Source organism: Streptomyces sp. PSU-S4-23, from assembly GCF_055632315.1.
In genome coordinates, this window is the sequence record NZ_JBVMUU010000002.1 from 2,209,157 (window position 1) to 2,224,234 (window position 15,078).

Sequence of the window (15,078 nt, forward strand, 5' to 3'; positions counted from 1 at the left end):
CCCGACTTCCCGCGCGTCCGGCGGTAGGTCCGGCAACTCCGTTGCCGGACCAGGCGATTTTAGCCGTGCTGCCGCGGCCCTTCGGGCCACAACGGGCAGGATGCCCTGTACCTCCGCCCTGAAGGACGGAGCACCGGGCGGTGTTGTGCGGCCGACCGTCCACCGCGGGCGCGGCGTCGGTAGACTGCGGCGGGGATCTTTTCCGGGGGCGGGGGCGCCATGACGCAGCACACGACCCTGAGCGCGACGACCGCGCCCAGGACGCCGGAGCCGGGTTCCCGGGCGCTCGCCGCGCTGCCGCCGTTCTCACCGCGCGCGCTGCTCTCGCGCGCGCTGTCGGTCCCGCTCGTGCTCGGCTTCTCGGTGTTCCTGCCGCTGCTGGTGCTGGTCCAGCCGGGCACGGGCCCGCGCGACTCGGCGTTGTGGATGCAGCTGGTGCTGACGGTGTACGCGGGCACCCGGCTGTCGGCGATGATCCTCACCAGCCGCCGGAAGCTGCTCGCCGGTTCGTTCTGGCTGTTCGTCTACATGGCGATGGGGGTGGCGCCGCTCGCCCAGGCCGTGCTCGGACGCACGCCGACCCCGGTGGTGGGAACCCGCAGCGATCTGACCGAAGCCGTCTCGCTCGTGCTGATCGGCTGTGTGGCCTTCGACGTGGGCTCGCTGCTGGCCCGTCAGCGGCCGGGCCGGGAGCGGGACGACGGCCTGCGTTTCGCGCTGGTGCACCGCCGCCGTCTGTACCTGCTGACACTCGTCGCCTTCGCCGGCTCGGCGCTCCTGATGGTCAAACTGGGCGGCCCCGCGGTCTTCTTCACGAGCCGCCAGGAGATCATCAGCAGCGTCGAGGAAGCGGGGCTCTCCCAGGCGGACTCACAGGCGGGCCAGGCCATCGTGCGCGGCTTCGGCACCGTGCCCGCCCTCATCGCCTGGCTGGTGTACACGCGGTGGCTGGTGACCTCGCGGCGGGCCCGCCGCTCCGTGGTGATCATCGCCGTGTGGCTTGCGCTGGCCGCGCTGAACGCAGTGGTCAACAACCCGGTCTCCAACCCGCGTTTCTGGTTCCTCACCGTCCTCTTCTCGCTGCTGTTCACCGTCTTCCCGGTGAGCGCCGCGCTGTACCGGACCGCGCTGAGCCTGGGCGTGGTGGTGGCGCTGATCGTCTTCCCGTTCGCGGACCGGTTCCGCTACGACGACGCCGACTACCGGCCCCTCCAGACCACGTCGCCCCTGGAGCCGCTGGCCCTGAAGGACTACGACCAGGTCGGCATGTTCGCCAACACCATCACCTACGTGGGGTCGGGACGCGGCCACACCTACGGTCGCCAGCTGGCGGGCTCGGCGCTGTTCGCGGTGCCCCGGTCGATGTGGCCGGGCAAGCCGATGGACACCGGGGTGGTGGTCGGCCAGTGGATGGGGGCGACCAACACCAATCTCTCCTCGCCGGTGTGGGCCGAGCTGTGGATCGACTTCGGCCCGGTCGGCATGACGGCCGGGTTCCTGGCCCTGGGATACGCGGCGGCGCGGGTCGACCGCCGCTATGCGCGCCGGGCGGTGCGCCGGGCCCCGCCGGGCAGCCTGATCGCGCTGACCGTGCCCCTGGTCGCCGGGTACTCCTTCATCCTGCTGCGCGGGCCCCTGCTGCAGGCGTCGGGGCGCGTGGCGATCGCGGTGTGCTGTATCGCGCTGATCACCACCTTCCGGCGGGACCGGGCGACCGGGCTGCGCTGAAGCGGGACTGCCGGCCGGTCCTGCCCGGTCTCAGCCCGTGGGGACCGCCGGGACGGGCGCGGCCGTGGGCCGCTCCCGCACCGGCAGACGGGCGACGCGGATCCAGGCCGCCGCCGCCTTCAGCGCGGAACCCGCGGCCAGTCCCCAGGCGGCGCCCAGCGCCGACCCGCTCAGCAGGTAGCCGCCGAGCATGAGGGCGACCGAGAGCAGCGAGAACACCACCTGCACCGACAGGGTGGCGCGCGGGCTGAGGACCCTCAGGGTCACCAGGGCGCAGGTGCCCAGGCCCATCACCGCGTACTGGGCACCCGAGGCGGGCAGCAGTGCGGAGGCCGACTGCCAGGTGGCGCCGAGGAGCTGGCGTCCCACGCCGTCGGGCAGGGCGTGGAGCACCAGCCCCCAGGCAAGGCCGACGGCGCAGAGCGCGAGGCCGAGCACGGCGGCGGCGCGGGCGGTGGCCCGGCGGCTGCCGAGACGGCCCAGCAGCGGCGGCCCGAACGCGTTGACCGAGTTGAACAGGACGTTGAGCGGGCCGAAGAGCGTGGTGGCCCCGCGCAGCGCCCCGACCGCCAGCGGGGCGGCGAACAGCCCGAGGCCGAGCACGGCGAGCTGGCTGGAGGCGTTGCCCACGGCGAACTCCACCACGAAGCGCCGTCCGAGGTGGCCCCGGCGCGTAAAGGACCGCGGGTCGGCTCGGGCGTCGCGCACGTGGGGCCACAGCAGGCGCAGGCCGAGCAGCAGCGCCGGTACGGCCGACAGTCCCCAGACGGCCACGAGCAGTCCCGGCGCGGTGTGCCGGGGCTGGAGCAGCAGCGCGGGCACCACGCACACCAGGCGCAGGCTGTCGGCGGCCAGCGCGAGGCCGGGGCGCCGGAGGGTGGAGAACGCGTACCTCAGCCCGTCCTGCACCAGCACCAGCGGCAGGACGAGCCCCAGGGCGAGGAAGGCTCCGCCCGGCCCGCTCCAGCCGCCGGTGACGGCGGCGGTGACCGTGCCGGCGGCCGCGAGCAGGGCGCCGACGGCGGTGGCGGCCAGCGCGGTGAAGGAGACCGCGGAGCGGCAGGCGGCCCCGGTGACCGCGGTGTCGCCCCGGGTGAGGACGACGGCCTGGCCCACGTACGCCATGTTGAGCCCGAGCAGTACCGTGAAGGTCAGGTAGACCATCGAGAAGGCGGCGAACCCGTGCACGGTGGAGACGCGGGCGGCGATCACCAGCACGGCGATGTTGGTGAGGCTGGAAGCCGCCTGGTCGAGCAAGGAGGCGAACGCGGCCGCCGAACGCCGCGTCGCGCCCGGCGGGCCGGACTCCGGTGGCTGTTCCCCCGAACCGGTCACCGGTCCCCCGAGTGGACGGCGCGCAGGCTGATCGTGGTGCTGCCGTCGCCGTCCAGGGGCTGCTCGGGCCCGGGACGGGTGCTGGGCGGAGTGGGCCGGGCCGCCGGACCTCCGGCCCCGCGGCGCCGCTTGTCGCGGCGTGGGGTGGTCGCCGCTCCGCCCCGGCGCGGCTCGGTGTGCGTCACCGCGCCGAGCACGGTGCCGCCCGCACCGACGATCAGCTCGCGGATACGGACGAGGTCGGCGCGGTGCACGGTGCGCGGGTCGCAGACGATGAGCACCCCGTCGACACGGTCGACGAGCGCGAGGGCGTCGGCGTAGGCGAGGACGGGCGGGGCGACGACCACGACGGTGGCATTGGGATCGTCGGCCTCGGCGATCAGCCGGGTGGTGGCCGCGGAGGTCAGCGCGCGCGGGACGTTGCGCACCCGCTCGCCGGGGACGAGGCCGAAGGCCCCGGACTCGCCCGCGTCGACCACGAGTTGGCCACGGCCGGGCCACTCCCCCTCCGCGTGCTCACCGGTGCGGCTCCAGCGGGGCCGGGAAGCGGCGGACACGTCGAGCCGTTCGGAGAGGGACGGGGTGCGCAGATCGGCCTCCACGAGCAGCACGTTCTTGCCGGTCTCCGCGAAGGAGGCGGCGAGGTTGACCGCGACGGCCACGCTGGACTCCATGGAGCCGCGCGGGGCGACGACGAGCAGGCGGCGCCGGTCGGCGAACCTCTCGTCGTAGGCGAGCCGGAAGGCGATCGAGCGGTACTCCTCGGCCGCCCGGGAGTCGGTGCGGCCGACCACCAGGGTTCCCGCCGAGCCGCGCGGCAGCGCGCCGAGGACGGGTCCGCGCACCGCACGCACCACGTCGCCGGCCGAACGCGGCGCGGGATCGAAGACCAGGCGTACCCAGGCACCGAGCAGGCCGAGGCCGACGCCGACCAGGCCGCCCAGGCCGAGCGAGAGCGGCAGGCCCGGCCCGTCGGACGAGGTGGGGACGGTGGCGTTGCGGATCACGTTGCCGGGCGTCATGTCGAGCGCCTTCAAACTGGTGATCTTGCCGCGGAGGTCGGTGATGCGGTTGAGCAGGTTGGCCTGCACCGCGTAGGCGGAGTCCGCGGCTGAGCCGTTGGGCAGTCGCTTGAGCCGCTGGGAGAGTTCGTCGTTCTGCTTGGCGACGGGATCGAGCTGGTCCTGCAGGCTCTTGAGCATCGACCCCCGGACGGACTCCCACTGCTGCTTGCGCAGGTCGATGTAGGACTGGGTGAGGGCGTCGGCGCGGCGCGCAGCCTCCTTCGGATCGGAGGCGCTGTACGTGAAGTGCAGTACGAGGGTCTGCGGGGGGTTGGTGACCTGGAGGCCGTGCTGGAGCCGGTCGACCTCGTCCGCGTCCATCCCGAGTCGCTTCGCGGCGCCTTCGGCGACCTTGCGGCTGAGCGCCGTCTGCCGTTCGGACCCCATGTTGACGGCCTTGTCGGTGGCGAGGGTCGGCGCGAAGGGGTCGCTGGTGGGTGCGCGCAGCACGAGGTCGGTGGTGGCGGCGTAACTGTCGGCGCCGGTGATGCCGAGCCAGGCACCGGCCAGCAGCCCGACGCCGACGCCGGTGCCGATCAGCCACCGGTAGCGCAGCAACTGGCGGAACTGCTCGCGCAACTGCTCCGGCTCGTCCTCGCCCCGGACGGGAACGTGTGTGTCAGTCACCTGCCGAGTCCCCCAAAACCTCGTCGATCAGCGCGTCTATCCGCGCGAGTCCCGCCTCCCGTGACAGATGGGCGGCCACATGGCGCGGCCCGGCCGCGCCCAACTCGTCAGCAGTCGCCGCATCTTCGGCGAGTCTACGTACGGCTGAGAGCAGCTGATCGGGATTCTCCGGTTCCACGAGTATTCCGGCACCGGAGCGCAGCACCTCGCGGGCCGTGCCGCCTTCGGCGGCGACGGAGGCGACCACCGGGCGGCCGGCCGCGAAATAGGAGGTGAGCTTGGAGGGGACGCTCATGTCGAGGACGGAGGCACGCTGGGTCACGGCGAGCACATCGGCCGCGGCCAGCACGTCGGGGAAGTCCGCGTCGGCCGCCGGAGGCAGGAAGTCCAGGTTGGGCAGTCCCCCGGCGCGGCGGGCGAGGTGATCGCGCTGGTTGCCGTCTCCCATCAGCACTATCCGGACGGCGGGGTCGCGGCGGGCCGCCTCCACCAGCACCTCCAGCCCCTGCTTGAGGCCCATGTTGCCGGAGTGCAGGACCACGGTCTGCCCCGGCCGCCAGCCCAGGCGCTCGCGGGTGTCGGCACGCCGCGCCGAAGGGGTCTGTATGTGCGACCAGTTGGGCACCACGCGGATGCGTCCGGGATCCACGCCCATGGCCCGCACCCGCTCGACGAACGTCTCGTGGATGACGCCCACGAGGGTGGCACGCCGCAGCACCCACGACTCGGCACGCTCGGCCAGCTCGGCGGCGCGGCCGCCGCCCTGGATGCCGGACTGCGCGGCGGCGGCACCCATGAGGTCCTGCACGACCGGCACGTACGGTGCATGGTGGCGGGCGGCGATGCGGGCGCCGAGCACTCCGCCGGCGAGGCTGGGCAGTTGTGCGAGCACGGCGTCGACACGGCCGGTGCGGGGTGGTGCGACGAGACCGTGAGTGAGGATCGTGGCTTCGAACAGGGCCCTGCGCAGGGCGCTTTGGCGCGGTGGGACGCTGTGCCGGCGACGGTGCACGGTGACCCCGGCACGCTGCTCGGTGGTCCGCCACACCCGGCGGTAGGTGGGGTCGAGGCGCCAGGACGGGTAGTGCGGGAGCCCGGCGAGGACGTGGGTGTCGTGCCCGCGGCTCGCCCAGTGCTCGGCGATGCCGGTGGCGTACGGGCCGATACCGGTGTGCTCGGGTGCGTAGTTGGTGGACACCAGAAGCAAGCGGCGCCTGGGCCGGGCGGGTTCCGCCTTCTCGCCGGTACCCGCGTGGGCCTCCGGCTCACCGGTGCGCTGTTGCGGCACGGAGGCCGCCCTGCGGGCGCTCCCGCTCCGGTACCGGCTGCCACGCCCGTCATGGGTCTGTGTCACGCGACGAAACCTTCCCCCCGGCCACCTCGGCAGCCTCCCCTGTGTGTCGGCGTCTCACGGGCCCCCCGGCCCCACGCACTGCTCGGCAGTGAACCAGGACGCACCCTGATTGTTCACCCTTCCTGCACCGAATACGAACGCTATCGTCGAAGTCCGCGCACTCCGTGTGCGCACGTGGGGGGCACCACCGAACGAGGGGGGCATCTGTGCCGTCGAGCAAGCCGTATCGCGTGGGCTACGCGCCGGGCGCCTACGATCTGTTCCACATCGGGCACCTGAACATCCTGCGCCATGCTCGCGCCCAGTGCGACTACCTGGTCGCAGGCGTGGTCTCGGACGAGATGGCCGAACAGGCCAAGGGCAGGCAGCCGATGATCCCGCTGGTCGAGCGGCTGGAGATCGTCCGCAGCATCCGGTACGTGGACGCCGCGTTCGTCGAGACCGTGCCGGACAAGCTGGAAACGTGGAAGCAGGTCCGCTTCGACGTGCTGTTCAAGGGCGACGACTGGCGGGACACGCCGAAGGGGAAGCGGCTGGAGCGGGACTTCGCCACCGTGGGGGTGGACGTCGTCTACTTCCCGTACACCGTCCACACGTCGAGCACCCAGTTGCGACGTGCCATCGACGCCCTCGACGGGACACGGTTCACCGACGAACTGCGGACAGCTCCCGGAACCACTTGGTGAGGAAGGCGACGAGGAAGAGCGCGGCGGCGGCGGCGAGGGCGGTGTAGGCCCAGCGGAAGGCGCTGCCGCCCCCGAGCACCAGGAAGACCAGGCAGAACACCCCGTGGTCGACGGGGAGCAGGGCCACCGCGCGCACCGCGGAAGGCGCCCCACCGTCGCCCGGGGCCGCCTTGGGCTTGAGCTGCTCGGTGAGCAGTCCGCCGAAGAACGTGACGACCGCGGCGAGTTGGAATCCGAGCGGCACCAGCAGCCAGCCGTCGGCCGCGGTCCCGAAGTGAGCGGGGTGGCGGTAGAAGGAGATCAGCACGGCGGTGTGCAGTGCGGTGAGCTTGGCGCAGTCGACCACGTGGTCGAGCCATTCGCCCACCGCGCTGCCGCCGCCGCGCAGCCGGGCGAGCTGCCCGTCGGCGGAGTCGAAGGCGAAACCGACCGCGAGCCCGAGCCACACCGCGAGGCCCACGGCCCAGGTGGGCGCGGCGAGTGCCGCCACCACGACGGCCGCGAAGCTGAACGATGCGCTGATCATGGTCACGTGATTGGGCGTCAGCCCGAGCCGGTAGGCCCCTGCGGCGAGATACCGGCCTGCGGGCCGGTTCACGAACCGCGAGTACAGCGACACACCCTTCGCGCTCTTCTGCGCGGACTTCAGCCGTACCAGCGCTGACGCCGTACTGCTCATCGATCCCCCCGGACCTCATGACTTCACCGGTCGCTCCCCGGAACCACATCATCACAGGTGACGGCGCGCGATGGCGAACGATTGGGTAACGGACCGGAGACTACGAGCGTCGTCCGGGTGGCGGGTGCCGGGCGGGCCGGGCGGACGCACCCACGCTCAGCCTGAGCGCCCCGTCCGGCCCGTGCGCGCACGCCGAACTTGCGCATGACCCCTCCGACGCGCTTGTGGTTCACGCGCTCACCGCTGTCGCGCAGCTCGGCGGTGATGCGGCGGCGACCGTGGGTGCCGTCCCGCTCGGCATGCACGGCGTCCTCACGGCCGGCCCGCCACCTGTTGCCGATGCCCTCACCATTGTCTCGTCCATAGCCAGGGAGCACTCCCTTGCGGATTCCATCAGGGATGCGGAATGCGCTCGTCCGTGACGCACCGCACCGCAGCTCCTCGCCGAGACCGGGACACCAGCGCCGGATCCGGACGATCACCGAGCGGACCGGCGTTGGACTCGGTTCGCTCTGCAACCGTTCAGGACGATTCGCGGACGACGAGTTCTGTACGGAGAATGACGTGGCGCCAGGCCACGGACGGCTCCTCCATCTCCTCCCTCAGCAGTCTGATCATGGCCCGCCCCATCTCCTCCAGCGGCTGACGCACTGTGGTCAGGCGCGGCTTGGTGCGCTGGGCCAGCGGAAAGTCGTCGAAACCGATCACGGCGACATCCTCCGGCACCCGTCGGCCCGCCGCGCGCAGCGTGTGCAGCGCCCCCGCCGCCGTGGTGTCCGACGCTGCGAGGACGCCGTCGATATCCGGGTGCCGTTCGAGGAGTTCCGCCATGGCGCGGCGCCCGTTCTCCTCGGTGAAGTCACCCTCGGGCTGCCCGTGCCGAATCGATCACACGGTGGTGCAGGACGTACCGTTCAGGCTGAAGCCGACCGGTTCGCTGAAGGTACCGTCGTAGGTGCCCTGGAACCCGAAGGAGACCTGGCCGCCGGGTGCGATAAACGCGTTGTACGCCAGGCCGTTGGCCGTCACCGCTCCCGACGAGGGAGAGATGGTGGCGCTCCATGCATTCGTGATCTTCTGCCCGGCCGGCAACGTGAACGTGAGATTCCAGCCGTCGACGGGCGACGAACCCGCATTGGTCACGGTGACGTCGGCGGTGAAGCCGCCCTGCCACACATTCGTGCCGTAGGACACCTTGCACGCCGACGAGCCGCCGGAGCCACCCGGGCCGCCGGGGGTGCTGCCACCGATGTCGACGGTCGAGGAGAACGACGTCACCGCCAGTCCCGCACCGTTCTGCCAGGGCTCGAATCCTGCCTGAATACTCGTCAGGTACCAGTTGTCCTGCGCCAGTCCCCGGGAGACGGCCTGGCGGACGAAGTCCGTCACGTCGAAGCTCCAGCTGTCGATCGCCGACGGCGCGACGAAGGACAGCACGTCGTTGGAGCCGTTGTTGCCGGACCACACCTGCCACGAGCGCCCGGCCACGGTCGCACTGCCGGTCTGCGAGCCGACCGGCTGCACGGACCCCACGTGGTTGAACCAGATCATGATCTCGGTGCGGTTCACGCCGTCGGTGCGGGGCGTCGGGTCCAGCCAGATGTCGTACGCGGCGTCGTAGGCTGCGCCGCTGACGTAGCTGTAGGAGATGCTCGTGGGCGCGCTCGCGACGGAACTGAGCCGGGCCGGCAGGTTGGTGCCGGGTGAGCAGTTGGTGTAGTGGCAGCCGTTGTACACGGACGGGTAGGACTTCGGGGCGCCGTTCGTCGGGACCGAGCCGTCGGCCTGGGCGATCCTGAAGCCGGCGTCCGTGACCGTGATGCACTGGGTGTCGCTGCTGCCCCAGCGGTTGTTCTGGACGACGTAACGGCCTTGGATCGTGGTCGAGCCGAACGGCTCGCAGATGGTCGTGTCGGCCTGCGACGCCGGAGCGGCGGTGAGAAGCGCCGCCAGCGCGACGAGTGAGGTGAGCAACGTGCCGAACAGAGCCTGCGCCCTGCCCCTGTGCTTCAACTGTTGCATGCGGATCCTCCGCTGGGGATGTGTGGGGAGCAGCGAGAGCGTCCACCGGTTCGGGAGCGCTCCCAATTCGGTTCCCGGGAGCTGGTCTTGTGATCACGCTCCTGGCAGCTGCCGGGCGGTCCCCTGTGCGGCTGAGGACCGCCCGGCCGGGTGACCCCGTCTCCCTGTGACGAGGTCGTGCGCGCGGAGCCTCAGCGGGGACTTATTCGAGGAGCTCCGCGTACGAGCCCATGGCGAGGGCGATGTCCGCCTGGGCCCAGAACCGGTGATAGGTGAAGACGGGCGCGGCGCCGCCCTTGAGGTAGGCCTCGATCTTCGACCAGGCCGGGTCGTTCTTGTAGAAGGACCGCAGCGAGACGAACGTCGACGAGGAGTTGATCGCGTCGCCGTTCGGCATCGTGCCGCTCCAGCCGCTCGGGACGTACACGCTGTCGTCGAAGCGGTTGTAGTCGGCGCGGGTCTCCGGGACGGCGATGCCCAGGTCGTCCTGGTAGTTGTTCCACATGCCGTCCAGCAGCGCCTTCGCCGTCGACTTCGCCGTCGCGTCACCGGACTTGGCGCCGTAGTACGTCAGGGTCTTGGCGTACGCGGCCGCCACGCCCACGTCGTCGGTGTAGTCGGCCACGGTGACGTGCAGTCCGCCGTTGGAGCCGGGACTCGACGGGTTCCAGGTGTCGGGCTGCCCCGACCAATGCAGCGTCGACGGGATCAGATACGTACCGTCCGGGTTGATCGTGGTCTTGGACAGCGCCCACGTGACCCACTTGTCGAGGATCGCCTTGGCCTGCGTGTTCCCCGTCTGCTGGTAGTACTCGGCAACCCGCTCCATCGACCACGCCTGGAAACCGAACCACTGGTTGGACGGCGGGTCGTGGTAGACCGGCTCCCAGTCGTAGTACATGCCGTAGAAGGTCGACGTACCGGCCGGCGGGGTCGCGTACCGGCCCTGCCAGCTGTTCGTCGCCCCGCCCGCGATGGCCCCCTCGGACGACTGCAGCCACTGGTAGAACTCCAGCTGCCGGGTCAGCGACTTGGACCAGTCGCCGGCTCCGGTGGCCGACTTGGGCTTCAGGTCGGCGTAGTCGCTGAGTGCGTAGGCCGCGAGGGGGTTCTGGTAGCCGCCGTGGACGTGGCTGGAGCCTATGCGCCAGGCCCAGCCTGCGCTGGTGTCGGTGGCGCCGCCCCACGCGTAGTACCAGGAGAGCAGGTAGTGCGAGGCGTCCTTGCCGGTGCCGGCCGCGCAGGTCGACGGTCCGACGCAGTTGCCGATCTTCTTGAAGTACTTGTCGTACATGGCGTACCGCAGGTAGTCGCCCATCTTCGCGGCCTTGCCCACGGTCGCGGAGACGTCACTGCCCTTGCCCTGCTGCTTGGCCCACACGTCCGCCCAGTACGCGGCCTGCACCGCACGCGCGTCGGCGTCCGGGGCGTCCGTGTACTTCCACTGCCTGGCGTAGGACGAGTCGCCGGTGAACAGGTCCAGGTAGCCGTTCTTCCCGCCGTACTCGAAGGCGTCGCAGGTCGGCTGCGGCACCGTCTCCCACACCGACTCCTGCGGACCCCGCTGGAAGGTGTTGATGTATGACGGTCCCTTCGCCGTCGGCCCGCCCTCACAGGTGCCGCCGGGGGTGTCGCCGTAGCCGTAGACGTTGTCGACGTCCTCGATCCAGTGCATGCCGTAGACGTCGTCCGTGCCGTACGCGCTCTTCAGCTCACCGGCGATCGGATCCGGACCCACGGACACCGAGGTGTCCAGCTTCGCCGGGTACTCGTTCGGGGTGTCCTCCTCCGGCGCGTACGTCGCCGGCTTGGAGGGGCCGTAGAAGGAGTTGGTCGGCTGGTCGGCGTGGGTGGGGATCATGTACTTCTCCATGAGGGCCCACGCGCCGTTGAACTTCGACCAGTCACCCGTGACCTTGCCGTACATCGCCTGCAGCCACAGCAGATAGCTGTAGGCCTCCGACGTGGTCTCGTGGCCCTGGTCCGGGGCCTCCACGATCAGCGTCTCCACCGAGTGGTAAGGGATGCCGTCGGGCGAGAAGTAGCCGTTCGCAGGGTTCGTGATCTTCCCGTAGAGGTCCAGGAAGCGGGCGTCGTACGCCTTCTGCGCGGCCAGCTCCGTCACCGTGACCGTCGCCTTGGAGTAGCCGGTCGCCGAGGCGGTGAAGGTCGCCGCCCCCGTGCCCGTGGAGTCGGCGCTGATGGTCACCGTCTGCGCGGTGTTCCAGTCGGACGGCGTGAAGGTGAGCGTGGCGCCGCCGGTCACGGACAGGCCCGAGTTGCCGTCGGTGCGGGCCGTGGTGACGGTGACGTCGGCGCTCGGCTGCGTCGACAGCTTCAGCGTGAACGTGCCCGACCTGCCCTGCTGAACGCCCAGTTGGCTCGGCGAGGCGACCAGAGCGGGGCCCGAGGCCACCGTGATGCCGACCGGTGTCGACTCGGCGGAGGCCCCCAGGCTGTCGTAGGCCTTCACCATCAGCGAATGACTGCCCACGGACAAACTTGAGACCGAGAGCGAGTAGGGCGCGCTGGTGTCGGTGCCGAGCAGGGTCGTGTCGTCGTAGAACTCGACCTTGCTGATCGTCGCGTTGTCGGCCGCCGCCGCGGTCGCCGCGAGCGGGACCGCGTCCCCCTGCGAGTAGACCGCGCCCGGTTTCGGGCTGGTCAGCACAGCGACGGGCGGCTGGTGCGCGCCCGCGCAGGTGGTGCCGTTGACCGCGAAGGAGGTGGGTGCCGCGTTGGTGCCGCTGTAGCTGAACTGGGCGCCCGTGGAGACGGCGGCGCCCGCGGCGATCGTGCCGTTGTACCCGGCGTCCTTCACGGTGATCGACTGACCGGACTGCGACCAGGTGCCGTTCCAGCCGTTGCCGAGCTTCTGGTTGCCCGAGTAGGCGTACGTCAGCGTCCAGCCGTTGATCGTGTCGGTCCCGCGGTTGGTGATGGTGAGGTCGGCGGTGAAGCCGGAGCCCCAGTCATTGGTCTTGTAGTCGACGCTGCACTGAACCCCCGCCGCCTGCACGGGCGTTGCGCTGATGGCGAGCGTCGACAAGGGCAGGGCGAACGCGGCCGCGACGGCGGTCCACAGCCGCCGCACAGCTCTGCGCTTACGTCCGGGATCCATGTTTCTGGTCCTCCTTGCGGGATGCGGCTCGGTGGGGGTCAAGGCTTGAACCAGTGGGAGCGCTCCCATAGTGATGACGGGCGCAGACCCCGTCAAGACGTTGAGAAGTTGAATCGTTTGAACTAAACCCGTCAACGAAAGTTGGGCAACAACCCTGTGAAATCAAGGCGGTTGGCACTACGGTCCTTCGCACCAGTGGGAGCGATTCCATCACTCGACGCGGCCGTCACGGCGCGCCAAGCTGCAAGGAGTCGCTCATGCGACACCCCCCGCGTTCAGTACTTTTAGCCGGCGCCGGTGCGGCCGCGCTCGTCTCAAGCGCGACCCTGCCAGTGGTCTCGGCCCAGGGAGCCACCCCCGCGAGCACGGTGGAGTACGCCGTCACCAGCCGGTGGGACGGCGGTTTCCAAGGGCTCTGCGAGGATCGCCGACAAGCCGGGCGGTGAGTAGTCGGCAGCTCGCCTTCGGCTTCGCCGACGGCCAGAAGGTCCCAGGGCCGGAACGCCAAGCGGTCCCAGTCCGGCACCACCGTGACCGCCGCGAACGAGAACCGGAACGGCTCCCTCGCCACCGGCTGCTCCTCCGGGCCGTCCCTGATCTCCGCCTACGCCGGCCCGCCCACCGCGTACGGCACCGGCCTGCGCATCCATCTGCGCTCCCTCGCCCCGTAACCCCTCACGACACAAAGGAACCCGCACTGATGAGTCGTACCAGAATGTCACTCCTCGCCGCCCTGGCGGTCCTCGCCGGGACCTCGGGGACGACGCTCCTCACGGCACCGGCCGGTGCCGCCACCGCCTCGGCCCCCTGCACCGTGGACTACCGGGTGCAAAGCCAGTGGGACACCGGCTTCACCGCGGCCGTCACGATCACCAACAACGCCGCGGCCAAGTCGGCGTGGTCGCTGAAGTGGTCGTACGCCGGCAACCAGCAGATCACCAACGGCTGGAACGCGAAGATCGTCCAGAGCGGTGCCGCCGTCACGGCAACCAACGAGAGCTACAACGGCTCTCTGGCGAACGGCGGTTCGGTCAGCTTCGGCTTCAACGGCTCCTACAGCGGCACCAACGCCATGCCCTCCGCCTTCACGCTCGACGGTGTCACCTGCAACGCCGGCGACGGCGGCACCGGCGGCGGTACTGGTGGCGGCACCGGCGGCGGTACTGGTGGCGGCACCGGCGGAGGAGGCGGCGGCACCGGCAGCCGGGCCGACAACCCCTATGCCGGGGCCAAGGTGTACGTGAACCCCGAGTGGTCGGCCAAGGCCGCGGCCGAACCGGGCGGCAGCCGTATCGCCAACCAGCCCACCGCCGTCTGGCTCGACCGGATGGCCGCGATCAACGGTGTCGGTGGCGGCATGGGCCTGCGCGCCCACCTGGACGAGGCGCTGAAGCAGAAGGGCTCCGGCGACCTGGTCGTCCAACTGGTCATCTACGACCTGCCCGGCCGCGACTGCTCCGCTCTCGCCTCCAACGGCGAACTCGGACCGAACGACCTCGACAAGTACAAGTCCCAGTACATCGACCCGATCGCGTCGATCATCTCCGACCCGAAGTACGCGGGCCTGCGGATCGCCACCGTCATCGAACCCGACTCGCTGCCCAACCTGGTCACCAACGCCGGCGGCACCGGCACCACTACCGACGCCTGCGTGACCATGAAGAGCAACGGCAACTACGAGAAGGGCGTCTCCTACGCCCTGGGCAAGCTCGGCGCCATCCCGAACGTCTACAACTACATCGACGCCGGCCACCACGGCTGGCTCGGCTGGGACAGCAACCTCGGCCCGTCCGTGCAGGAGTTCGCCAAGGTCGCCACGACCAACGGCGCGAGCGTGAACGACGTGGCCGGGTTCATCGTCAACACGGCCAACTACAGCCCCGTCGAGGAGCCGAACTTCAAGGTCACCGACAGCGTCAACGGTCAGACCGTACGCCAGTCGAAGTGGGTGGACTGGAACCAGTACGTGGACGAGCAGTCGTTCGCCCTCGGGCTGCGGGACAAGCTGGTCGCGGCCGGGTTCGACTCCGGCCTCGGCATGCTGATCGACACCTCCCGCGACGGCTGGGGCGGCTCCGCCCGGCCCACCGGCCCCGGCCCGATGACGTCCGTCGACGACTACGTCAACGGTAGCCGCATCGACCGGCGCATCCACGCCGGCAACTGGTGCAACCAGAGCGGCGCCGGACTCGGTGAGCGGCCCACGGCGGCCCCGGCCGCAGGGATCGACGCCTATGTGTGGGTCAAGCCGCCGGGGGAGTCCGACGGCTCCAGCTCCGCCGTCTCCAACGACGAGGGCAAGGGCTTCGACCGGATGTGCGACCCCGCCTACGGCGGTAACGCCCGCAACGGCAACAACCCCACCGGCGCCCTGCCGAACGCGCCGCTGGCCGGGCACTGGTTCTCCGCCCAGTTCCAGCAGCTCATGCAGAACGCCTACCCGCCGCTGCCGTAGCCACCTG

The 15,078-nt window shown here is 70.7% G+C and carries 11 protein-coding genes and 1 pseudogene; 4 read left to right on the forward strand and 8 right to left on the reverse strand.

From position 1 onward, the window contains the following. Positions 1 to 219: 219 nt before the first annotated feature. Positions 220 to 1,728: a hypothetical protein gene (locus ACZ79I_RS10850; protein WP_471496458.1), complete on the forward strand. Its 1,509-nt coding sequence runs from the start codon at positions 220 to 222 to the stop codon at positions 1,726 to 1,728. A gap of 30 nt (positions 1,729 to 1,758) precedes the next feature. Here the strand turns inward: ACZ79I_RS10850 and ACZ79I_RS10855 are convergent, their stop codons facing one another. From ACZ79I_RS10855 to ACZ79I_RS10865, 3 genes are read right to left on the reverse strand one after another with little or no spacing between them, the layout of a single operon-like run. After that, positions 1,759 to 3,063: an MATE family efflux transporter gene (locus ACZ79I_RS10855; protein ID WP_471496460.1), complete on the reverse strand. Its 1,305-nt coding sequence runs from the start codon at positions 3,061 to 3,063 to the stop codon at positions 1,759 to 1,761. Then, entirely contained in the window at positions 3,060 to 4,754 is a 1,695-nt protein-coding gene (locus ACZ79I_RS10860; RefSeq protein WP_471496462.1) for a P-loop NTPase family protein, read from the reverse strand. Before ACZ79I_RS10860 ends, ACZ79I_RS10855 begins: the two co-directional genes overlap by 4 nt. Further along, positions 4,747 to 5,955: a glycosyltransferase gene (locus ACZ79I_RS10865; RefSeq protein ID WP_471504871.1), complete on the reverse strand. Its 1,209-nt coding sequence runs from the start codon at positions 5,953 to 5,955 to the stop codon at positions 4,747 to 4,749. Before ACZ79I_RS10865 ends, ACZ79I_RS10860 begins: the two co-directional genes overlap by 8 nt. 359 nt (positions 5,956 to 6,314) lie before the next feature. Between ACZ79I_RS10865 and ACZ79I_RS10870 the strand changes: the two genes are divergently transcribed. Next, entirely contained in the window at positions 6,315 to 6,794 is a 480-nt protein-coding gene (locus ACZ79I_RS10870) for an FAD synthase family protein (RefSeq protein WP_471496464.1), read from the forward strand. Here ACZ79I_RS10870 and ACZ79I_RS10875 read toward each other — a convergent pair. The 5 genes and pseudogenes from ACZ79I_RS10875 to ACZ79I_RS10895 form a co-directional block, all read right to left on the reverse strand. After that, positions 6,754 to 7,473: a CDP-alcohol phosphatidyltransferase family protein gene (locus tag ACZ79I_RS10875; RefSeq protein ID WP_471496466.1), complete on the reverse strand. Its 720-nt coding sequence runs from the start codon at positions 7,471 to 7,473 to the stop codon at positions 6,754 to 6,756. The genes ACZ79I_RS10870 and ACZ79I_RS10875 overlap by 41 nt on opposite strands. Before the next feature lie 23 nt (positions 7,474 to 7,496). Next, positions 7,497 to 7,955: an IS3 family transposase gene (locus ACZ79I_RS10880; RefSeq protein WP_471496468.1), complete on the reverse strand. Its 459-nt coding sequence runs from the start codon at positions 7,953 to 7,955 to the stop codon at positions 7,497 to 7,499. Between the two features lie 40 nt (positions 7,956 to 7,995). Continuing rightward, positions 7,996 to 8,340 (reverse strand): annotated as a pseudogene (locus ACZ79I_RS10885) (LacI family DNA-binding transcriptional regulator); the annotation flags it as partial. A gap of 21 nt (positions 8,341 to 8,361) precedes the next feature. Beyond that, complete coding sequence (locus tag ACZ79I_RS10890; RefSeq protein ID WP_471496470.1) at positions 8,362 to 9,495, reverse strand: glycoside hydrolase family 12 protein; 1,134 nt, start codon at positions 9,493 to 9,495, stop codon at positions 8,362 to 8,364. A 202-nt stretch (positions 9,496 to 9,697) separates the two neighbouring features. Further along, the gene (locus ACZ79I_RS10895) at positions 9,698 to 12,616 is read right to left on the reverse strand and encodes a glycoside hydrolase family 48 protein (RefSeq protein ID WP_471496472.1); all 2,919 of its coding nucleotides are present in this window, start codon (positions 12,614 to 12,616) and stop codon (positions 9,698 to 9,700) included. A 530-nt stretch (positions 12,617 to 13,146) separates the two neighbouring features. Between ACZ79I_RS10895 and ACZ79I_RS10900 the strand changes: the two genes are divergently transcribed. Both ACZ79I_RS10900 and ACZ79I_RS10905 read left to right on the forward strand, forming a co-directional pair. Further along, the gene (locus ACZ79I_RS10900; RefSeq protein WP_471496475.1) at positions 13,147 to 13,287 is read left to right on the forward strand and encodes a hypothetical protein; all 141 of its coding nucleotides are present in this window, start codon (positions 13,147 to 13,149) and stop codon (positions 13,285 to 13,287) included. 29 nt (positions 13,288 to 13,316) lie between these two features. Further along, a complete protein-coding gene (locus ACZ79I_RS10905) occupies positions 13,317 to 15,071 on the forward strand; it encodes a glycoside hydrolase family 6 protein (RefSeq protein ID WP_471496476.1) in 1,755 nt (584 codons plus the stop codon). Positions 15,072 to 15,078 lie beyond the last annotated feature (7 nt).

Excerpts from the sequence above, each read along its gene's own strand:
- ACZ79I_RS10850 (WP_471496458.1), top strand. The coding sequence starts at position 220 with ATGACGCAGCACACGACCCTGAGCGCGACGACCGCGCCCAGGACGCCG.
- ACZ79I_RS10875 (WP_471496466.1), bottom strand. The coding sequence starts at position 7,473 with ATGAGCAGTACGGCGTCAGCGCTGGTACGGCTGAAGTCCGCGCAGAAG.
- ACZ79I_RS10890 (WP_471496470.1), bottom strand. The coding sequence starts at position 9,495 with ATGCAACAGTTGAAGCACAGGGGCAGGGCGCAGGCTCTGTTCGGCACG.
- ACZ79I_RS10895 (WP_471496472.1), bottom strand. The coding sequence starts at position 12,616 with ATGGATCCCGGACGTAAGCGCAGAGCTGTGCGGCGGCTGTGGACCGCC.
- ACZ79I_RS10905 (WP_471496476.1), top strand. The coding sequence starts at position 13,317 with ATGAGTCGTACCAGAATGTCACTCCTCGCCGCCCTGGCGGTCCTCGCC.